Annotated in this window: 12 protein-coding genes; 9 read left to right on the forward strand and 3 right to left on the reverse strand. The window is 55.6% G+C overall.

The window, feature by feature from the left end; genetic code table 11:
• The first annotated feature begins 18 nt into the window (after positions 1 to 18).
• The 5 genes from Q0899_RS19020 (at position 19) to Q0899_RS19040 (ending at position 8,676) form a co-directional block, all read left to right on the forward strand.
• Complete coding sequence (locus Q0899_RS19020) at positions 19 to 711, forward strand: hypothetical protein (protein ID WP_366942111.1); 693 nt, start codon at positions 19 to 21, stop codon at positions 709 to 711.
• On the forward strand, positions 614 to 2,143 hold the full coding sequence (locus tag Q0899_RS19025) for a DNA polymerase Y family protein (RefSeq protein ID WP_299195099.1): 1,530 nt from the start codon (positions 614 to 616) through the stop codon (positions 2,141 to 2,143). The genes Q0899_RS19020 and Q0899_RS19025 overlap by 98 nt, the downstream gene beginning before the upstream one ends.
• Before the next feature lie 69 nt (positions 2,144 to 2,212).
• Positions 2,213 to 5,515, forward strand: coding sequence for an error-prone DNA polymerase (locus Q0899_RS19030; protein ID WP_299195102.1), 3,303 nt, complete (start codon positions 2,213 to 2,215; stop codon positions 5,513 to 5,515).
• 298 nt (positions 5,516 to 5,813) lie between these two features.
• On the forward strand, positions 5,814 to 7,874 hold the full coding sequence (locus Q0899_RS19035) for an ATP-binding protein (protein ID WP_299195105.1): 2,061 nt from the start codon (positions 5,814 to 5,816) through the stop codon (positions 7,872 to 7,874).
• Between the two features lie 121 nt (positions 7,875 to 7,995).
• Entirely contained in the window at positions 7,996 to 8,676 is a 681-nt protein-coding gene (locus Q0899_RS19040) for a recombinase family protein (protein WP_299195108.1), read from the forward strand.
• A 901-nt stretch (positions 8,677 to 9,577) separates the two neighbouring features.
• On the opposite strand, the gene Q0899_RS19045 is transcribed toward Q0899_RS19040, so the two are convergent.
• The 3 genes from Q0899_RS19045 to Q0899_RS19055 all read right to left on the reverse strand — a co-directional run bounded on the left by Q0899_RS19045 (position 9,578) and on the right by Q0899_RS19055 (position 16,134).
• Positions 9,578 to 13,333: a hypothetical protein gene (locus Q0899_RS19045; RefSeq protein ID WP_299195111.1), complete on the reverse strand. Its 3,756-nt coding sequence runs from the start codon at positions 13,331 to 13,333 to the stop codon at positions 9,578 to 9,580.
• A 196-nt stretch (positions 13,334 to 13,529) separates the two neighbouring features.
• On the reverse strand, positions 13,530 to 14,708 hold the full coding sequence (locus Q0899_RS19050; protein WP_299195115.1) for a hypothetical protein: 1,179 nt from the start codon (positions 14,706 to 14,708) through the stop codon (positions 13,530 to 13,532).
• 913 nt (positions 14,709 to 15,621) lie between these two features.
• Positions 15,622 to 16,134: a BRO family protein gene (locus Q0899_RS19055; protein ID WP_366942112.1), complete on the reverse strand. Its 513-nt coding sequence runs from the start codon at positions 16,132 to 16,134 to the stop codon at positions 15,622 to 15,624.
• Here Q0899_RS19055 and Q0899_RS19060 point away from each other — a divergent pair.
• The 4 genes from Q0899_RS19060 (at position 16,052) to Q0899_RS19075 (ending at position 20,738) form a co-directional block, all read left to right on the forward strand.
• Positions 16,052 to 17,374 carry an AAA family ATPase gene (locus Q0899_RS19060; RefSeq protein WP_299195122.1) on the forward strand — a complete coding sequence of 441 codons (1,323 nt, stop codon included), beginning with the start codon at positions 16,052 to 16,054 and terminating at the stop codon, positions 17,372 to 17,374. The genes Q0899_RS19055 and Q0899_RS19060 overlap by 83 nt on opposite strands.
• A complete protein-coding gene (locus Q0899_RS19065) occupies positions 17,371 to 18,093 on the forward strand; it encodes a hypothetical protein (protein ID WP_299195125.1) in 723 nt (240 codons plus the stop codon). Before Q0899_RS19060 ends, Q0899_RS19065 begins: the two co-directional genes overlap by 4 nt.
• 410 nt (positions 18,094 to 18,503) lie before the next feature.
• A complete protein-coding gene (locus Q0899_RS19070) occupies positions 18,504 to 18,794 on the forward strand; it encodes an HNH endonuclease domain-containing protein (RefSeq protein ID WP_299195128.1) in 291 nt (96 codons plus the stop codon).
• Between the two features lie 174 nt (positions 18,795 to 18,968).
• Positions 18,969 to 20,738 (forward strand): hypothetical protein, encoded by a 1,770-nt coding sequence (locus Q0899_RS19075; RefSeq protein WP_299195133.1) that lies wholly within the window; start codon positions 18,969 to 18,971, stop codon positions 20,736 to 20,738.
• Positions 20,739 to 21,324 lie beyond the last annotated feature (586 nt).

Raw genomic sequence — 21,324 nt, forward strand, 5'->3', positions numbered from 1 at the left:
CAAAAGAGGAACATTTAGTTGGATTCTCTTTTGTCGTGGATTGCTGCCCCCTCCACCAAACGCCGTTTGCAGCGCGATTGCGCCCCGCAAACCGCCGCGCCAATCTTGTCGGAGGTCTTTGCCGAGACCGCTGCCGATGCCAGCGCCGTGGGGTTTGTGTTGGCGCGACTACCTGCAGGGCAGGGCCCGGTTTTGTGGGTGCAGGACCGCGTGTCGGGCAAGGAAAGCGGGTTATCTTATTTGTCGGGCATGCCCGATATTGCAGTGCTGCGGGTGGCGGTGAACCGTCCCATCGACGCGCTTTGGGCGATGGAGGAAGGCCTGCGCTGCGGCGGCTTGCGCGGCGTCATTGGCGAGATTTGGGGCGACCCGCCCGCGTTGAGTTTTACCGCGACCAAAAGGCTTGCCATGCGGGCGGAGGCGTCCGGCGTGCCCTGCTGGCTGATGCGCCGTGCAGCGGAGGCCAATTTAAGTGCTGCCCGCGACCGGTGGCGGGTGGGGGTGTTGCCCTCTGTGCCGCAGCGTTTCGACACACAAGCCCCCGGCATGCCACGCTGGCGGGTAGAGCTGTTCCGGTCTCGCAAGACCAAGCCCGGGGTTTGGGTGGCAAGCTATGATGGGGCAACGGGTCACCTCCATCTCGTTGCCGAACCTCGCGATGGAGCGGTTCCAGCGCGCGATGTCGGATCAGGGAAACGCGCCGCCGGATGACATTCCGCTGGTGTTGGCCAGCGAGGGCCCGCATGGGCCGGTGGTCCATGCCGCCAACCGTGCAGCCCAGCTGACCGGCATTGAGGAGGGCGGGCGGGTCACTGACATGCGGGCGTTTTGCCCCGACCTGCGGGTGGAATATGCCGATGTGGCGGGCGACGTGGCATTGATGGCCCGCCTGATGCTCTGGTCCCGGCGCTGGTGCCCGTGGAGCGTGGTGGACGGCCCGCGCGGGTTGATTTTGGACACGACCGGGTCGGACCACCTCTGGGGCGGGGAGGCCGCCATGTTGGAAGACATGGAGGCGCAGTTTTCTGCGCTCGGGTTGAGCGCGCAGCTGGCCGTGGCGCCCACATGGGGGGCGGCCTGGGGGCTGGCGCGCTACGGCACGGGGCGCGTGGTCTGTGCAGACCCGTTGCGCGACATGGGCGGGTTGCCGGCGCGGGCGTTGCGGCTGGATGCCGCCACGCTGCTATTGCTGGGCCGCTTGGGGTTGAAGACGGTGGGGGCCATTGCCGCCGTGCCGCGCGCCACCCTAGCGCGGCGGTTTGCGCGGGCGGAATTTGGGGCCAACCCGCTCTTGCGTCTGGATCAGGCGCTGGGGCGGCTGGCCGAACCTGTTTCCAGCATCGAGGAGCGCCCCTATTTCAGGGTGCAGTCCCGCCTGAGCGAGCCAGTGCAGGACCCCACGCCTTATCTGCCGGAACTTTGCGCAGAGCTGTGCAAGGTTATGGCCGCCGAAAACCATGGCTGCCGTGCGTTGCATTTGGCGGTCTATCGCAGTGACGGAGAGGTGAGCCATTTGCATGTGGCGACTTCGCAGGCGACCCGGGAGCCGGGCCATCTGTTGACGTTGTTCGACGATAAGCTGGAGCGGATCAACCCGGGCTTTGGTTTTGACCTGATCACGTTGGAGGCCCCGCTTGCAGAACCCCTGCAGGAGCGGCAGGGGTGGCTCGATACCCGCGCCGATGACGGGGTCGAACTGGCCCGCCTGATTGACCGGCTGTCCGCGCGGCTGGGGCGGGACGCGGTGACGCGACCCGTTTTGCATGAAAGCCATATGCCCGAACGCGCGGTGGGGTGGCGGGGCGCGCTGTCTGACACGCGGGAGCTGGTGCGGCCGCAGGCCCGCGAACGCCCGCTCCGATTGCTGCGCCCGCCTGAAGAGGTGCGCGTGCTCTACGCCGTACCCGAAGGCCCGCCTGCGCAATTTGTGTGGCGCCGCCAAACCCACCGGGTGGCGAAATTCGCGGGGCCCGAACGCATCGCGCCCGAGTGGTGGCAAGACCGGCCCGGGTCGCGCCTGCGCGACTATTACAAGGTGGAGGATGCAAAGGGTCTCAGGGTCTGGATGTACCGCGAGGGTCTGCATGAGGATGGGCGCGGGCAGGGGGATCCGCGCTGGTTCATTCATGGGCTTTTCGCATGATGCGGGGCGCAATTTTTTTATCTAAAAAAATTGTAGTTTTCTTCGACGAAGAAAATTGCCAGGTGGCCAATGCCGCTGTCTGAAGGTCTGCCGCGCAAGCGCCTGGACGGCGCGTTTCAGCGCAATAAACGCGCTGCTTACGTGGAACTTGGCTTGGCCAGTTGCTTCTCCTTTCTGCACGCGTCGTCCGACGCGTCGGACCTGACTGCAACCGCGAACCTGCTTGGCTATGACGCGATCGGCATCGCGGATCTCAACACGCTGGCGGGCGTGGTGCGCATCCATACCGAGGCCAAGACCGCGCAGATACACCCTATCATCGGGTGCCGTCTCAGGCTGCTCTGCGGCGCGGAGTTTCTGGCCTACCCCAAAGACCATGCCGCTTATGCGCGGCTGTCGACGCTTTTGTCCAAGGGCAAGATGGCGGCCCATGATGGCAGCTGGCAGCTAAAGGGGGAGACGGACCTGACGCTGGAGATGCTGGCGGGCCACGCCCACGGCATCCAGCTCATCGCCATCCCGCCCGAAAAGCTCCCGCCGTTCGAGGCTGACCTGAAGCGGCTGACCCGCGCGCTGCCCGGGGTTACTCATATTGCCGTCAGCCACCTGTATCGGGGCGACGACCGGGCGCGGATCAACAGGCTGGACCAACTGGCCAAGCGTCACAACCTCACCATCATGGCGACCAATGACGTGCTGTATCATGCCCCCGACAGGCGGCCGCTGCAGGACGTGATGACCTGCATCCGCGAGAAGACCACCATCGCCAAGGCGGGGTTTCTGCTGCATGCCAATGCGGAGCGGCACCTGAAATCGCCGGCCCAGATGATCCGGCTTTTCGCCGATTGGCCCCACGCGATCCGGGCCACGCGCGACATGGCCGACGCCTGCACCTTCTCGCTGGATGATCTGAAATACCAATACCCCAGCGAGGTGATCCCCGACGGCTGCACCCCCATGCAGGAGCTGGAGCGGCTGACATGGGAGGGGGCTGAGAAGCGCTACCCGCAAGGTGTGCCCGGCCACGTTACCCAAACCGTCAAAAAGGAATTCGCGCTGATCGCCAAGAAGGACATCGCGCAGTATTTTCTGACGATCTACGACATCGTCCGCTTCGCCCGCCACGAGGCGAGCCCGCCCATCCTGTGTCAGGGTAGGGGGTCGGCGGCCAATTCGGCGGTGTGTTTCTGTCTCGGCATCACCTCGGTGGACCCGAATGAAACCTCTGTCCTGTTTGAGCGTTTCCTCAGCGACGAGCGGGAGGAACCGCCCGATATCGACGTCGATTTCGAACATGAGCGGCGCGAGGAGGTGATCCAGTACATGTACGAAAAATACGGGCGCGACAGGGCGGGGTTATGCGCCACCGTGATCCATTATCGGCCCCGGTCGGCCATTCGGGAGGTTGGCAAGGCGATGGGGTTGAGCGAAGACATCACCTCGGCCTTGGCCAAAACCGTATGGGGCAGTTTTGAGCCGGAAATGAAAGAAAAGCGCGCGGCGGAGGCGGGCCTGGATCTATCAGACCGCTACCTGCGGATGGTGCTGAAACTGGCCAACCAGATGACCGGCATGCCGCGCCACCTTAGCCAGCACGTGGGCGGGTTCATCCTGACCGAACGCCCCCTGACCGAGATCGTGCCAATTGGAAACGGCGCCATGCCCGAGCGCAGTTTTATTGAATGGGACAAGGACGACATCGACGCGTTGAACATCTTCAAGGTTGATATTTTGGCACTGGGCATGCTGACCTGCATCCGCAAATGCTTCGACCTGCTTGGGGCGCATTACGGTGATGTCAAAAACCTGGCCACCGTGCCGCAGGACGATGCGCCGACCTACGACATGCTGTGTGAGGGTGACAGCCTCGGCGTGTTTCAGGTGGAAAGCAGGGCGCAAATGGCGATGCTGCCCAAGCTGCGCCCGCGTGAGTTCTACGACCTCGTCATTCAGGTCGCCATCGTGCGCCCCGGCCCCATTCAGGGCGACATGGTGCACCCCTATCTGCGTCGCCGCCAAGGCAAGGAGCGGGTCAATTACCCGGCGCCGGGGCCAGAGCACCCGCAAGACGAGCTGCTCAAAATCCTGGGGCGCACACTCGGCGTGCCAATTTTTCAGGAACAGGCGATGCAGATCGCGATGGATGCGGCGCAATTTTCTCCGGCGGAGGCCAATGAGCTGCGCAAGGCCATGGCCACGTTCCGCTCCAAAGGCACCATTGGGGAATTGGAGGACAAGATGGTGGGCCGCATGACCGAACGCGGCTACGATCCGGTCTTTGCGGCGCGCTGCTTCAGCCAGATCAAGGGCTTTGGCGATTACGGCTTCCCCGAAAGCCATGCGGCCAGCTTTGCCAAGCTGGTTTATGTCTCAAGCTGGATGAAATGCCACTACCCCGCCGCCTTCGCTTGCGCGCTTTTGAACGCGCAGCCCATGGGCTTCTACGCCCCGGCCCAGATCGTGCGCTGCGCGCGGGATCATGGGGTGGAGGTGCGGCCCGCGGATGTGAATTTCTCCGACTGGGACAATACGTTGGAACCCGTCTCTCCCGGCGTGTTTGCGTTGCGCATCGGGTTGCGCCAGATCGATGGCGCGCGCAAGGACGCGATGGAGCGTTTGGTGGCACAGCGCGACGCGCCCTACACCAATTTCCGCGAGATGAAGAAACGCGCGCGGCTTGATGCGGGCTCATGCCGCAAGCTGGCGGCGGCGGATGCGTTGCGCTCCATGGGGCTGGACCGCCGTCAGGCGCTTTGGGAGACCAAGGCGCTGAAAGACGCGCCCGACCTGCCGATTTTCACCCATGCGGATGCGGTCGACATCGGCGACGAGCCGCAGGTGAAACTGCCTGAGATGCCCCGCGCCGAACATGTGGTGGCCGACTACCAGACCCTGCGGCTGTCGCTGAAGGCGCATCCGCTCAGTTTTTTCCGCTCCAGCCTGACCGAGCAGGGCTACATCCGCGCGTCCTCCCTGCCCAAGCTGCGCAATGGCGCGCATGTGTCATTGGCCGGGCTGGTGTTGGTGCGCCAGAAGCCGGGCTCGGCCAAGGGGGTGTGTTTCATCACGCTGGAGGACGAGACCGGGGTCGCCAATCTGGTGATCTGGCCCACGCTGTTCGAGGCATTCCGCCCCGTCATCATGACCTCCCGTCTGCTGGTGGTGCATGGGGTGGTGCAAACGGATGGCAAGGTGATCCATGTGGTGGCCAATCGGCTGGTCAACCGCACCGACAACCTGGCGCGGCTGTCCGAGGACCGGATGCCCGACACCACCATGCCCACCGACGAGGTCAAACGCCCCATACCGGCCCCACCCCGCACCCATCCAAGGGACGTGCGCATCATCCCCAAGTCGCGGGATTTTCATTGATGTTAGGCCAATGCCGCGGGAGACAGGAGGCGTAGCAGACCCTCAAAGTCGGGACCGTTCATAGCGGCTGGGAGCCATTCGGTTTTCGGGAATAATAAGGGATGGTGCTGTGAGGGAGGATTGAACTCAGAGAATTTGACTGTTTCGTATTGTTTTTATTGAGTAATTTTTGGTGTTGGTCAAGCCGTGTGTACCCCCTTTGTGCTCACTCGCCCCTTTCTCAAGACGACTAAGGGAGGTGTTGCTGACCGTCGTCTGTCCACATAACAATGTGTGAATAGTTTAAGTGGAGTATTTGATGCCTAGCCTGTCCCCCAATATTGAAAATAGAGTCCGTAAACTTCCTAAGCCGTCAAACTCTGCTCAAGGATTACTTCCTCTATTCGAAGCAGTTAGCAACGCATTCTTTGGAATTGATGACAGAAACGATGGTAGTGACCAGTACAATGGTAAGGTGCAGATCACCGTGAGAAGCCTCTCTGATTTGGACAAGATCGAGATTGAGGTTCAGGATAACGGAATTGGTCTTGATCAAGCTCGATATTCGGCATTCTGTGAAGTAGATACGGACTTCAAGAGTGACAGAGGCGGCAAGGGAGTTGGGCGTCTATATTGGTTGGATGCATTTTCAAGAATTGATGTGATCAGCAAGTTCCACGAGCAAGGCACTCTTCAAGACCGCGCATTTTCATTCGAACTTTCGAATGCTGAGCAAGTCAAAGAGAACGCAATGGATGGCGATAATGAACCGCTTCAAACTCGTGGCACATTAGTAAAGTTCAGAGGGTTGAGAGCTGAAAGCTATCGAAAGCAGTTTCCAAGGAGGCGAGATACTTTCCTTAGATACTTCAGCGCTCACTTCATCGCTGACTTTTTGGTTGGTGGCGGGGCGGAAGTCGTGGTGGATTTAGATGGAGACTTGACGTCGTACCCCTCAGCCATTTCTGATTTGGTCGTTGGTGTGCCGTTCAAAGGAGAGACCGATGAGCATGATGAGTTCGGAAAGCTAAGTATTGTGGGATACACATGCAAACCAGAGGCCAGCACGGGGTTAGATGGAACCCATCAACTCCATCTTTTGGCAAATGGCAGGACCGTCGAACCCCGAAAGATTGATCAACTACTTGCCGTCTTGAGAATAGAAAGAGACGGAGACAAAGACCTTGTGTTCCATGGTTGCGTGTCGGGAAAGTATCTAGACCAGCACGTGAATGAAGGTCGAACAGCGTTTAATTTGAAAGAAGCTAAGATTAAGGAATTATGTCGATATTGCGCTGAGCACATTAAGAAAACCTTTCTTGAAGAGCAGATGAAGCAATTCGAAAAGGAAAGAAAAGATGACTATCAAGACTTTGTTCGACGCTACCCGATCTATGGATTTGCAGATGAAGAAACTCAACTTGGTCGCGTCCCGTTTGCTGCGCGGGAGCCAGAGGACTTCGCCACGGGCTTAGTTAAATATCAAATTCGCAGAGACGAGAGGCGGCAGTCCGAAATCGAACGTGTCATTGGGCTTCTTGAAGATGATGATACTGTGACTGAGGGTTTCGCTGAAACACTGCAAGCTGCCACAAAAGAAATACAGGACTCTGAAAGACTGGCGCTGGCCCAGCACGTAGTTCGCCGCAAATTGGTGCTTGAACTGCTGGAAACACTTATCCGGAAGATACGCGCTCGTGGTGAAAAGGAGGAAGACTACCACCTTGAGAGTACGCTACATTCATTCATCGTTCCGATGAGGATACAAGGCGATGATCCGAATAGGGTTGAAGCAACTGCGCATGACCTTTGGATCGTAGATGAGCGACTAGCCTTCACACGTTCCTTTTCTTCCGATCAGAGACTCAATCAGACAATCAAGCAATCTGATAGTGCAGGGAGACCAGACTTGTTCGTTTGGAACCTTGCTCATGGCCTTGGTGTTGTTGACCCGAAGGATGCTGGCGACGAACTAGACATCTCAGAACCCTTGAAAAAAGTGATGATTGTTGAATTCAAACGCCCGGGGCGGACACAGTACCAGAAGGTTGAGGACCAAATTGAACACCAGATCACCAAGTACCTTAGGCAACTAAAGGGAGGCGATGTTGAATCCTTTAGTCAGCAAAAAGTGCGGATAGCCAAGGACTGCCTTTTCCATTGTTATGTCATTGCGGATATTACTGGTGATCTCGAAGACCAACTGGGAGGCTGGCCAACCACTGCCAATGGTGAAGGAAGAATTCGAAGTCTTGATAATGAGTTCAAAGGTTCAACAATCGAAGTCGTTCAGTGGCAGGACCTTGTAAATGATGCTTGGATGCGAAACGAGGCAACCATCAACGCCGCAGGCTTATCTAGGGCAAAGAAGCTTCGCTAGTGGAAGCCGGTTGGGCAATCAAGAGTGGAGAGGTTAGCGGTAGTTACACTCACAACGATCATTGACGTTAGGAACAAAAAAACATATCTGCGTAGGAACAGACCAAACCTAGGCGGATCAGATGCAGCAATACGTTACTTATAAAAGGGTATCGACTGAGGGGCAGGGCGCGTCTGGCCTTGGGATAGCTGCGCAAGAGCGGGACATCGCGCTGTACTTAGACACCTACAGCAAACAGCCATTCGAGATAGTGGGCGAGTTTGTGGAGGTCGTTTCCGGTAAATCAAAGGACCGCCCCGTCCTGACGGAGGCCATTGCGTTGGCGAAGCAGACCGGCGCTGAGTTGCTAATTGCCAAGCTCGACAGGCTCAGCAGGCGAGTGTCGGTGATTTCGTCCATCATGGAAGACCCCAAGGTTAACCTTCGGGTTGCCGCCATGCCGATGGCTGACAAGTTTCAGCTGCACATCTACGCTGCATTGGCTGAGCAGGAACGAGACTTCATATCCATTCGCACCAAGGCCGCTCTCAAGGAGGCGAAGGCCAAGGGTGTGAAGCTAGGTGGGTTACGTGATGCCACTGGGCGCAGGAATGTGGCTATCCAAGCTGAGGCGCTCGCGCGGGCGAAGAAGGTTGCGGGGCTGATAGTTCCAATGCGGGAAGCCGGAGCGACCCTGCGGCAGATAGCGAATGCCTTGAACAAGTCAGGCGTCGAGACAGCCCGTGGGGGCAAGTGGCGGGCTAATCAAGTCTCGCGTGTCTTGGAGCGCCTCGCTACCCAAACATCGCCTCAAGTTCTCTAAACACATAGCGACCCTTGCGGGACAAGCTGAACAGGTCTCTTCGCGGGTCTTCAGGATCGGGACGAATACTGATCCAACCTAGTCCTTCATTCCCTGCTCTGTCACTTTTGTCCCCCATTTCGCCAGTGCATCGCCAGACCGTTGTTTGATTTAGCCCTGTGAGCTTGGTCAAGTCATCGCAGGCCACATCTTGGCGCTGAGCGATCAAGAGTAAGATTTGAAGTTTGGAGAGGGTGATTTTAGGGCGCTGAGAAGCGAGGTAGGTCACAACCTTAAGTGCAGGTCCTGCGTGTCTCATCAGAAAGGCCTCATTAGGGAAAATTGAGCGGCGGTTTTCCGGCTGAAAGATCGCTCCACTCTCTGCAATGGTGGAACTCAAATTTCGGGGGGGACCGCACAGGCAAGTTAACTGGGCAAGATGGCGTGAAAAGCAAAAGGGGCCAGCCGCTAGGCAAGCCCCCTTAGTCGAGTAAGACAGCCCTAACAGCCTTGTGGTTGTCCAGCCGTGAAGTAAACGTTGAAGCGTCCGGTGCTCAATACCCACTCTCTTGCGCTGGCAAGAGGCCGTTCAATGCGAGGCATCATAAGGGGAAGCTTGGTGCTTTTTTCAAGCGACAGGTGACAGAAGGGAAGACGAAGTGTGTGGAAGGTCATGGTAGGCTCCTTTGGTGAATTGCAGCGGCTCAGACCGCATGCTCAATGCCACTCTACCTAGCCCCTCCCTTGGTGAAAGTCAACACTAACAATCTGATAAATAAGGATAATCTGTGCAAACTGGCATAGTGAACCCCCCTAATTGTTCTTGCCCCACCCCCCTCTTGAGAAGGGAGCGGGGGGTGTTCGCTATCACGGCGGTATTCTTATAGGCGCTCAGATATTTGCGGCAAAAATAGTCGCCCAGTTAGTCTGCTAAATCTGCAATCCCACCATAAACCGACCGCGCCTTTTCAGCCCCTTCGCTAGCCCGTTGTGATAGCGCCTGCTTCAACTCAGGGAACTCCTTCACGAGCTCTGCGCGAGCAGCTCTTCGGTAGCCTGAGATGACCTTTCGTACCGCGCGAATGCGAGGGTTCAGACTTGGATCGGCACCATCAGGATACCGTTCGCGCTCCTTGTCGTAGGCCGCTGTCTCAAACAGCTTCGCGAGCTCATCCATCATGGTTCGAGAACCGTTCTTTACGGTGCCGTGCAACTCCAAAAGCCTCTGGTACTGTTGAGGGCTAAGATCGACGCCGTTGATGGACCTTGTAGGAGGCGAGAAGGAGAATTCTAGGTTGGCCAGTTCATCCAACACCGGGTCTTCCTTCCACGCCCCTGCGACGATGGGGTTTGCTGAAGCGAATGCTTCTCCAATCGGTGAGATCATTTCAGCGCCCCATCCTTTCGGATAGTGGATGACCTCCCCTGTGATCCATGACCTCCTAGCGGGAAGTGTCTCTGAGTATCCCGGCAGGGTGTTCGTGACCGCATCGACAACAGAACGAACATCTCTCAGCGCAGGGTCTTTCCGTTTCCTCAGTTCCCGTAACCCAGCTGACATGGGTACCATGCTGGAGGCGTAGTTATTGAGGAGTTGTTGACCATATCGCTGTGGGTCGTTCATGGCGTTGATGGCATCAGACAGACCGGTGAGGTAGGTCTTAGATGTGATGTTGTTAGTCAAAGCGATCACTGAGGCGAGAGCCACGTCACCCAATGTCATGTCGTCTAACTGCCCACCAATGTCCGCGACATCTGCTGCGATCCCAAAGAACATGGCGAAGGGGTCCATACGGCGATACTCGACATACTTCCGACCACCGGCATCATCTTCAACCACAAGGGAGTATGGTCTCCACCCGGTCTCCATCAACAAGCGCCGTTGATTGGGGTCTTTTGGCCCGGACCCTGTGATCTTACCTTCCTGCGCAAGCAAGATTGCTGAAGTCCAAAGTAAAGACCCTGTCGCCAACTTCCCTCTCGCAGCAGCCACCCGTCTAGGATCGCCACTCTTAATGTCAGCATCTAGCGAATGGCTGAGGCGTCGAATAAGAGGAGTCCGCTGCACACCGGCTTTGATCAGATTTGTAGGGGTCCGAACAAAGGGTAAGATCAGCTTCAGGGCAGGGTGCTTGTTTGTCAGGTTCTGAATGCCACGGGAGATACTTCCCGCTCTCAGGTCCTGCGTGAACGTAGCTTCCCGTGCGTGGTCCAAACCTCGCTGGTGCTTAGCTGAACCATCTTTACTGATAGCCGTCTTCATCCGATCAGCGATGAACTGCTGCGCCTGATCCTTACTCATCTTCCCAGCAGCCACCATGTCGTGGGCCTGACCGGCAAGCTCAGCGTAGGTGCTGGAGCGATAGTTCAGCTGCTTGAAGAACTCGTCAGAGGACAGGAGCCCTCGGCTTGGAATACGGATCACCGTCCCCAGACCATTGATCAGTCCCCGCACTAGCGGATTATCACTGTTGGAACGGATGGCCTGAAAGGCGTTCCCGTTAGCTTCCAGTATAGCAGCCTCAGGGTCGATCATGTTCCGCCCCTGTTTGAAAGAGATTGCCGCCATCTTGGTCGCGTCCTTCACAGCGAGAGCGATACCGGCGTACTGTCGCGCACCTTCACGGATCATGTCGGGGTTGGCTGACAGAGCACCGCCCACCATCTTCTCAGCGGGAAGCAGCGCAGTGTTCAGCCCGTTGGAGATGATGTTGATCATGTGCGTCTTGGGGCCAGACAGGATGGAGTTGATCCACACCTCGTTGATGACCCGCATAGGGCCAGCAGCACCTTCAGCCAAAGCGAAGATACCCTTAGCGCCGCCATTGGTCTGCTTGTTCATCACGATAGCACGCGCCAGATCATCCAGCCCACCATCGCCCCCAGCAGCTTCAATGTTCGCTTTCATCTGGGAGAGGATGTCAGCTGAGGCCAGCTCTTGACCGGAGACCCAGTCAGCGGTGCGGATACGTCCAGCAGAGGTAGCTTGAGCCGCCCCTGTAATCGTCGCCTTCAGGTTCCCTGAGGTTTCAACCAGTCGGGACTGGAGCCGCAGGAACTTGTTGTAGACTTCCGGGGTCGCGCCGCCTGCGCTGATAACGTGAGCCATCCGCTCCACTTCCCCCGAGAGGGACTGGACCAGAACCTTACCCGCCACGATCATGGAACTCTGCCGTTCAGCATTGTCCGCCATACGGGCGAGGGAGGCATCGATCACGTCAGGGTCAACGTCGATACTCTCAGCGAGATAGTCCCGGGCTTGTTTAGTGACATCCTCTAGGGAGGCCGACTTGGGAACCACGGAGCTGTCCACGGCATCGGAGGCCATGTTGAGGATGTCCTTGATCGACACGTCACTGTCCATCTTGTCGAAGTTGAAGAGGTTACCCTCTACTTCGCGTGTAGGGTCAGCAATGGAACCGCCGCGATCTAGGGAGATTTCTCGGTTGAGGGCTGCGGTAAGGCTTTCGGTATCGACTGCGGGTCGTTCAGATACTTGAGGAGCGGGCTTGGCTCGCGCATTGCTTTGAGCAGTAGAGTTCGCTCCTTCTGCTTCAACTCTTGGTATGTCATCGTCAGCGGTTGTCCTCAGGTTAACATCAGAGAAAGCATCGAATAGGTCGAGCTGACCCGTCTCCGCCATAACCTCGATCTCGTCATTCATGAACTGAGCCGCAGCTTCGTCGCCTTGCTCGATCTGAACCTTCTTCGCTCCCTTGAACGCCTTGACCAAACGCACCAGTCCCTCTGCGGGGATGCCTAGGGCGAGACCTTCGACAGCGCTCTTCAGCTTCCCTTCGAGGATAGTGTCGTCTTCGTCTGAAGCGAGGTAGCTAGTGATTGGGTCTTGGAGGCCAGCGTGATCCTGTAGGAAGTCAGCGAAGCGGTCCTCGTGGGCGTCGAAGGTAGCGAAGTCTGTGACTGCACCTTTGACTGCAGCAGCTTTGAAACCACCGGCAGTGACCTTAGCGGCTTTGGCAGCTTTGCCCACCACGCCGTATCCGGCCATGAACTGGGTGATGCCCCGCGCCATGCCACCCACCACAGTCTCATTCTCAGGGACTTCAGGGAGGGCAAGGCCACCTTCACCGATCAGTGGGACATCTGGACGGAGCCAGTCAGGTACATCGGTACGCTTAGAGGCTTCCTCGGTGGTCAGCCAGACCATGCCGTCATCGGTGGGGTAGTAGTCGCCGCTAGGGGTAACGACAGACTTGACGCCTGAGGCTACACTGCCAGCGATCCAGTCAGCAGTTTCGCCCAGCTCTTGGACGCCGTCGCGAACACCACCCACGACGGCCCGGGCAGTCTCAGTGACAACGCCGGGGCCAGCGTCAACGGGGAGCTGAGCAGGAATAGCTGCGCGGCCCATGACCTGATCGGCGATGGCGGGGAGATCGGTGCCTTCTGGGAGGGTGATGTCGGCGGAGATGGTGTTGGTGGGAGTAGCTTCAGGGTTTGGGGTGGGCGAGATAGAGACCTCAAGAGCGGACTCTGCAGGAGAATCCTCGGCGATTGCTGGGGGGAGGGTGCCGGATAGCATGAGGTTGCCCTCTGCGTCGAACTGGAAGCCCGCTCGCGTGGTTGCTGGTGCGATGGCGGGCGCTCCTTGTTTAGGGGGTAGTGTTGATCCGGGCGGGAGGAGGTTGCCGTCTTCATCGAAGGTAAACTCGGCCATACGTTGATGTTCCTTTCGTCCGCTGAGCCTGTGCTGAGCGGTTGTATTGGTGTGATTTGGGTGTGGGATGAGGAGTGGAGGCCCCAATTCCTTACGGGGCGTCCTGTGCTATAGGGATATCTACACTGATGAAGCGTAGCGATTTCTCCCCCACCAGTCCTCTGTAAGAGGATGGTAACCTGTAGGGATGGTGTTATCAGCCTCTCGTTACGGTGACACTTCCATCCATCCCCGTCATATCCCTGAAAACTTCTTCCATAGTCGCGACGGTCTTTGCCTCAGTTGAAGCAGGGACGAGTACAGCATCATGGATGGGTAGGGCGGTGATGTGCTGGGAGCGAAGACGCTGAAGGACGGTGATGAGGAGGTTGCTCTCCATATACTGTCCCTTGTGGCCCACCTCTGAGAAGAAGCATTCAGCGATGGCATGATGACGTGCCAAGATTGCAGAGGAGACTTGGTGGATGGTGGTCTCTCTAGGGAAAAGCCGAGGGGTCTCTTTCGGGAACTGGGTGAAGGGAGTGGAACGGAAGAACATCGCGTTCACTATCCGTTTGATGCCTTCCCGAGAGACCTCAAAACCGGGAATGGCGTACAGGTCACCAGCAGGCGGGGTCTTTCCCCTCAGGGCGTAGATCAGCCTCAGCATCACTTGCCCATAGTCCACCTCAACGATCTGCTCCCCGTTGATCCTGATCCCGTCAAAGCGATGCTGCTTCGGCATGGTCATCCAGAACCCACCGTACAGTCTACCTCCGCTGTCCCATCTCCCTCTGCTGAAGACCCGCTTCATGCTGCGCTGAGGAAGGTCAGGAGTTTGCATCGTTCGGGCGTTGGGTAGCCACTGGATATCTGCACTCTCCAAGCCCACGTTTATCTTCTCCATCTCGTTGCGGTACTTGGTGGTTAAAAGGTCGTCTGAATACTCTTGCAGCTCCGCCCGATCCCAGAAGTCATCCGGGTCTGATGGGCTCTTGAGAACGATAGGCTCTCCCCGCCACTCTCTTGAGAACTCATCTTCGGTGATCCCTGCGTCACGAAGCTTCTGAATAAGCGTTGGGCCAGCCTCAATCGTGGTCCGCCTCTTGCGATTGGCTCTTGGGGTCGTGTCGGGAACCTGCTGCACCAGATATCCCAAGTCCGCTAGGCCGTCCAAGATCGTAGGGAGCTGCTTGCTCGACTGTCCCGGCTCCCGGTATCGGGTCTTCTTCTCCTTTCTTGCCCGGGAAATATGAACGCCGCCACCACCCAACAGCGCATCTACAGAGACGTCACAGACCACCATGCTGAGGGTCTCCTCAAACACCTGTTGGTCTGCCTCCTTTCGCTGCCGCTTTCGCAGGCCGCTGCCCTCCTCGAATGCAAGGAAGTCCACGATTACCTCCTGTATGAGCTGCCGAGACGCTGCGGTGGCGGGCAAGCGCCAAGGGTCGAAGGGTCTCTCCTTCTCAGGCTGCGGCGAACTCATTTCAGTTCCTTATTCTCTGGCGATACGATCTTCCGTTGCCTGTTTGATGTAGGCCTGATGTCTATCGATGTGAAACGAGATGCGGTCCCCACGACGACCCTGACACGGTGTCTGTTCAGCCGCTCCACAGGTCGGGCAGGGAACTTTGATAGCCTCCGACCGCCGAACAACCTCCATTCGCGTCAACGGGGAATGAGTGATGCGAAGACTTCCCCGTCTAGGCATTGGCGAACTTGTCCCCGCTTCGCTTGCTTCTTTCTCGCCGCGCGAGGGTCTCTTCATGTGATAGCCTCGCCAAAGGAGTGCGTGTGAAGAAATTTCCAACCGCTGCAACACTTTGCCCTAGTTGCTCTGCGATTTCAGGTATGCTGTATCCAGCCTTTCTCAAAGACCGCGCTCTCTTGGGGTCTATCTTCAGTTTGCCCGCAGATTTTCCGGGATGTCGTTGCGGGAGCCCGTGCTGTAGAGCTATTCGCCGCACTGTTGTGTGTGAAATTTTGTGGTGATGAGCGATAACGCTTACATGAAAGGTTCCGTCGGCGTATTCTTGAGCAACCGCTCTCTCTTGATCGGGTGTTAGCTTGTAGGGAAGATTGCGGCCATCTGTCCGTTCCTTCTTCGCGACTGTGATTGATCCATCTTCATGGTGGACGTTCCCGAACCGATCTACCTCGTGAGCAGTCAGTGGGGCAGGGCTGAAACTAAGGTCGTTCATACCATTTCCTTTTTTGATTTTTTGAAGGATACGCCTCTTGGCGCAGCAGCGAGCTCCGTGGCTCTTCTGCAATGGTGGAACTCAATGTGGCTAAAGAACCATCACCTAGGCATCAGAGATGGTCAGAAATTCCAGCTCCCGCTTATACAGGTCGCGCTCTTCAGTCCGTCGCTCCACCTTCCGCTGCAGCGCCGCCATTGCCTTCGCGATCAGCTCATCTTCATCCATCTCACCAGTGGAAACCTTCTCCTCGCCCATGACATAGGCTCCGTCTTTGCGGATGGAGGGGAGTACAGTGGACGTTACCCAGTAGCGGAAGGCTTCAGCGGATGCCTTACGGGATTTGAAGATGAGGGCGTAGAGACTGCTCTCGTTTACAGCGAGCATCCCTGAGTTGGGGAAAGGGATGCTATTGTCCATACTATGGACAGTTGAGCTCGTGATTTTTTGGTATTCCTCTGGCTTCAGAGCAGAGGCCAAACTGCCTTTGTGTTTCAGTTGCGTCTGTAATCCAGAGAGTTGCCTATATGCATGTTTGTTCCTTGCACTGAAATCAGTTGCGGTGCAAAACGCTGATATGCTTGAAGAGCTCAAGATCCAACGGTTCAAATCCGTCAAAAATCAATTCCTCCAACTTGGAAAGGTGAATATTTTCATCGGAGGGAACGGGACGGGTAAGTCCAATCTATTGGAGGCTATCGGGCTTACGTCTGCATGTCTCGCTCGCGGCCTAGGTGACTCCGACATCGGTAGCAAAGGCCTGCGGATTACGCCCTCTGAATTGATGAAGTCGTCGTTTAAGAACGAGGACCTGCCAAAAACTCTGGAGCTAGATGCAAAGTTTTCCGATGGTTTGGAATATCGTGCCGTTCTTCAGAGCCGACAAAATGACCCGTTACTGCGGTTTTTCTCAGAGGCATCATCCTACAAAGGCGAAAAAGTTTTCGGACGGAGCAACCGTGGAGCGCGGGCAACAGGTGTTCAGCATGCTGATCGGTTGGACAAGAGCCGGGGAATTTGGGATCAAATTAAAGCGACCTATGAGATTCCTGACGTGGTCGCCGAAGCGTTCGCTGAATTTTCAAGATATATCATCTACAGCCCGCAAACAGATGTCTTGCGCGGTCGTCAAGCTGGCGCAGTTGACAATCCACCGATTGGACTGAGGGGGGGAGGCCTCCCTGAAGCTGCATCTAGCTTCCTCGATCACTGGGGCCGTCTGCGACGCAAAGGAAGGCGAGGGGAAGGTGGCAGTGACTGGGAAATCATATCCGATTGTGTAGACTTGGTCTGGTTGCCCGGATGGGCAGAACGCTTCGGTGTGCATCACGGCAAGGCCAACCTGACATCTAGGGATTTGTTTGATCGGTCCAGTGAAATGGTTTATTTCGTGGATCGTTTTATGCACGCAAGTCGGAATAGATTATCAGTTTATGATAGTAGTGAGGGAACGCTTTTCCTTTTGTTTGCCGCAATTATCTTATCTCATCCAGAAGCCCCACGAACCTTTGCGTTGGACAACGTCGACAACGCTCTCAACCCTCTACTCACGAGGAGGTTGGTGGAGCAAATCATCTACGTCACAACCAAGGAAACTGATCAAGACGCAACGCTTGGTGCGAAGCAGGTGTTTCTTACGAGCCATAACCCGACGGCCTTGGATGCTTTTGATCTCTTTGACTCAGACCAGAAAGTATTCGTAGTTCGGCGTAATGATCTTGGGCACACAACGGCAACGCCTCTCGTTCCAGCAGAAGGAATGAGCAGGACCGATTGGCAGGTAATGATGAACGGGCGGAATCTATCTCAAGTATGGCTGGATGGGGATATTCCAGGAGCCTTGGGGGAACAACTTTGAAAATCGGAGTTGTTTGTGAAGGGCTAACTGATTTCCACGCTATTGAGTGCTTTCTGGGTCATGCTGCAAGTGAACGTGGTTTGAACGTGGAGTTTTTGCCGATCCAGCCCGTTGCAGACCAGACTTCCTCCGATGGTGGATGGGGCAACGTGTTACTCTGGCTCAGCAATAACCCTCCCAGTTTCCGTATCCAAAAATACTTTGGAGGGGGGCTTTTTGGTGGTGACTTGTCCTCGCCAACTCTTGATGGAATTTTGATCCAACTTGACAGCGATGTTTTGGGGGAGGCTTCCTTTTCCAGTTTTGTTACAGATCGCTACGGTATTGCCGCAAGTAACCCACCAAGCCCACCAAACAGAGCAGAAGCGATCAGTGCCATCTTGGAAAGTGCCTCTAGAATTTCGGAGATGACAGATGGAGACGTTAGAAAACACGTTATCGCACCAGCAGTCGAGTCAACGGAAGCTTGGTGCATTGCTGCATTTTCGGGAAAACCGGGAAACTTTGAAGCCCTTGCTGGTCAGGAGCTCATTGACGCTTTTATGACCGCACTTGAGGTGTCCGAAGGAAAGTCGCCTACTTTGCCCTATGCCGCAATTAACAAGACCGTTAGCCGGAGGAAAACAATGTGCAACCAGCTAGCACCTTCTTCCGGTCGTATAGCTGCGAGCTGTACAAGTTTCCGCAATGCTCTTGAAGGCATATGTGGCCTATCCTAAGCGTTGCTTCAGCCTGACCAATTCCACGGTAGCAGCTGGTTGATATCTTTCTGCTAGTGCGCAAATGATGCCACTCTTGACCGGGCGTCAGTTACGTCAAGAATGTAGAGGCTCCTAATCGAAAGTACGCTTCTTGGCTTGGCCTGGGGACTTGATGCACCCGCAGCGAAGGTCCGGTTCCCGTCCTACCGACCAAAATCCAATGTCCGTTTAGGGCTGCGACCTGATCTTCGGTCGGTGGTCGCTACAAGCCGCCTTATTCGCTTAGCGACCTGATGCAATTTGGTAACGCTTCCATATATGCGTTTAGTGACACCGCCCACATCTTTCGACACCTTCAGCCTTTACTGACCAGACCAGCAGGCTTCACCGTTCTCCCTATCAGCAACTGCGAAACTCAGGAGAACCACATGCCGTATTCAACAAATCCACTTGCCCAACACGTTTGGCACAAAGCCCGCCCGGTCAAAGGGAAGAACCCTAAGCTCTTCAGAAGGGACGGGCAGGGAAACGTAATCTGCAAATCTGCCTATGGGAAAAACAGTCCGAAGGGATGGCAAGTCGATCATATCTTTCCCAAATCACACGGCGGTTCTAACTCTAGGCGGAACCTTCAGGCTCTGCAGACCCGCGCCAATCAAAGGAAATCTAACAAGGTCCCCAAGAGCAAAAAGCGCTCCACTCGTCGCAAGCGCCGCTGATAGGTTAGCCTGTACGACTGGGCAGCTACTGTCTTTTTGAGAGCGTGAATACCGCTTAGGTTAATACTAGACATTGTGAAGAAAAACGAAGAACGCTGGCGGTGCAAAAACCGGATGCCGATTGACATCAATTCATTTTTTAAAAATGGTAAGTTACAATTTTGGAGATAGGTGATGTTATTTTTTCGATTTGCCCTGTTGGCTACGCTTGCGTTTCTACCTTCTAAGGCCGACGCTCAAACCTGTAGCCTGAATGAGTCTCAAAAACGCTATATTTGCGTTTCGAACCCCTCTAGTTCCGGATTTCCGTTGGGTTGGAGGAAAGCCTGCGACAAACGCTGCTCTCGTGTATCCGAAGGCCCTAGAGGGTCCTCTGCTGGGCCAATTGGTGGCTCGACAAATGCAACGGACGCTAGTTTCATCTCATTTTCTTCCAAAGGAAATCCCCAGTGGCGGAGCGCTTATCAGCAACGAAAACTTCAATCAAAAGACGCCTACACCACTTTTATTCTGAACTTTCAAAAACTGCCCCCTGCTGCGACCTGCCAGAGTGTAGGTTTTGGGAACCAGTTTCTTAGGACTTTGTTCGGTGTGACTAGTTCTGACGAAGTCGTGCTAACTTTAATGGTGTCAGAGAGTCCGATCCTATCAGAAGATTTTAAGGTTCAGGGTTACACGATCCCACTATTCAAGATGAAAAAGATACAAGGCGATAACTGTCAATACGAGCGGTTTGTCAACGATGACCTACGGATAGCTCGGTTGCGTGGTGAGGACAATAATCGGCTGTATGTATATGTTGGATTCACAGGTTCCGAAGGCAAAGCCGTGCTGAAGGATATTGCCCAAAAGGCAGAGGCAGGCGTACTGACCAAAGTGCTAAACGGCACGATGAAACAGGCAGTGACGTTAATCTCAACAACTTTCGGACCCAATGGGATTACCAAGAGCAATACGGACGTCTTGGGTGCCGAAACATCACTGCCGCTGACTCCCAATGGGACTAATGCCCGGTCGGACTCGAGGGAGTTTAGTATTGTGTTCAATGGCCAGACGTTCCTGAAGTTCAGTATCTTTCAGGACCCTAACATCTCGGAGGAGGGGGAGTTGAAGGGTACCAATTCCCTGGAAAGTGCAGTGCGTGAGGCCAAAGTGGCCGATTTCGACAATGCGACCTTTACCACAAAGCAGAGCCGCTTGCTGGACAAGACCGGCAGCGCAGGGATCAGCATTGGTTTGCTGACTGATTCAGAAAGGCCACCGAGTATGAACGACATGCGAAGGGTTTGCGGACAGCTCAAGACGCTATTTGCGAACTATGGCTTCTCACATAAAGCTCAGTACCTTCTGCTTGCCCATGCCATGCGAAAATACCCAGCCCCCGCTGAGTTTGGCGAGTTTGCTAACCGAAATGTATGTTTGCCGGAAGAAGAATTGGACGATACAAACTACCGTAAGATTTACCTTGGAAGAGCAGGTAACGCTGGCAATCGCCATTGTCCTGCAACGTCCGAGTGGATTAACAGTTGGGGCAGCCTTATGCAGCCTACACTACGCCAACAAGCGCTGGCGCGGGTTAGTCCGGTTGATCCGCTTTCTCGTCAGACATCGCTAGGAAAAGCGGCGGCGATTGAAACTGGTGAGAAAACCCAACTCGATACATTGAAGCGGGTGTTGGGCGAAGTTAGCGCAGCTAGCGGAGGTGAGTGTTACTATTCAATTGACGGGTACGGCTACAATCCGCGACCCATCGGATCATGTGAATTTCTGTTCTATACAAAGAATGGCGAAAAACAGGGGCACTGGTCGCATGTTGAGTTCTGGGTGCCGAAAAACAGCCCTCCGAAGATAGGACGTGCGACTGTAGGCGTTTTGCCTACTACCTATTTGGATATCGGCAGGGTGAAAAACGAAAGTTGCAGAGCTTACATGACCCCGGGCTGATCTCTCTTTTTCTATTGTATGAAGGACTTAAGGTAACAGGAAAATCGGATCACTTCTTTCCGCTGTTGTTGAAACGGTGCCGGAGGTGTTAAATTCGTAGGCTGCAAGTCGGCACGTTCTTGAATTAGAAGAGAAATTGGAGGCAGCCAAAACCTGCCAAATGACTTTATTGGCCCAATCGCAGTTAGCTCTTAGCCATCACAACAGAGCATTCGTCACCTTCACCAGCAGTTCCGGTGAACGGGCCACCGCCGGAACCGCTAACGGCGATGTTTAGTAAGCGCCTAGCACGCCCCCGAGCCTGGGCACCCAACCTAACCTGCACCACATGGCCATCCATACCAACGACTGTCATAGTTGAGGGAAGTGCTCTACCAACATTACTGGCAAACCTGCTCGTAGCTTCGGCGGTGACCGTGAAATCGCCAGTCAACATAATTTGGTTTTCTTGGGCGTAACTTGCGGAGAACGTGTACCAAGGCAAATAGCTCGACTTACAATCAACTCGACCCACCCACTTACCTACGAGCTCCCCCAATTTGAATGGGGCCATCCGTTTTGCTGATACTTCAGGCTTAGCCTTAGT

This window comes from uncultured Litoreibacter sp. (assembly GCF_947501785.1).
Classification (GTDB): domain Bacteria; phylum Pseudomonadota; class Alphaproteobacteria; order Rhodobacterales; family Rhodobacteraceae; genus Litoreibacter.

Excerpts from the sequence above, each read along its gene's own strand:
- Q0899_RS19025 (WP_299195099.1), top strand. The coding sequence starts at position 614 with ATGATGGGGCAACGGGTCACCTCCATCTCGTTGCCGAACCTCGCGATG.
- Q0899_RS19030 (WP_299195102.1), top strand. The coding sequence starts at position 2,213 with ATGCCGCTGTCTGAAGGTCTGCCGCGCAAGCGCCTGGACGGCGCGTTT.
- Q0899_RS19035 (WP_299195105.1), top strand. The coding sequence starts at position 5,814 with ATGCCTAGCCTGTCCCCCAATATTGAAAATAGAGTCCGTAAACTTCCT.
- Q0899_RS19040 (WP_299195108.1), top strand. The coding sequence starts at position 7,996 with ATGCAGCAATACGTTACTTATAAAAGGGTATCGACTGAGGGGCAGGGC.
- Q0899_RS19045 (WP_299195111.1), bottom strand. The coding sequence starts at position 13,333 with ATGGCCGAGTTTACCTTCGATGAAGACGGCAACCTCCTCCCGCCCGGA.
- Q0899_RS19070 (WP_299195128.1), top strand. The coding sequence starts at position 18,504 with ATGCCGTATTCAACAAATCCACTTGCCCAACACGTTTGGCACAAAGCC.
- Q0899_RS19075 (WP_299195133.1), top strand. The coding sequence starts at position 18,969 with ATGTTATTTTTTCGATTTGCCCTGTTGGCTACGCTTGCGTTTCTACCT.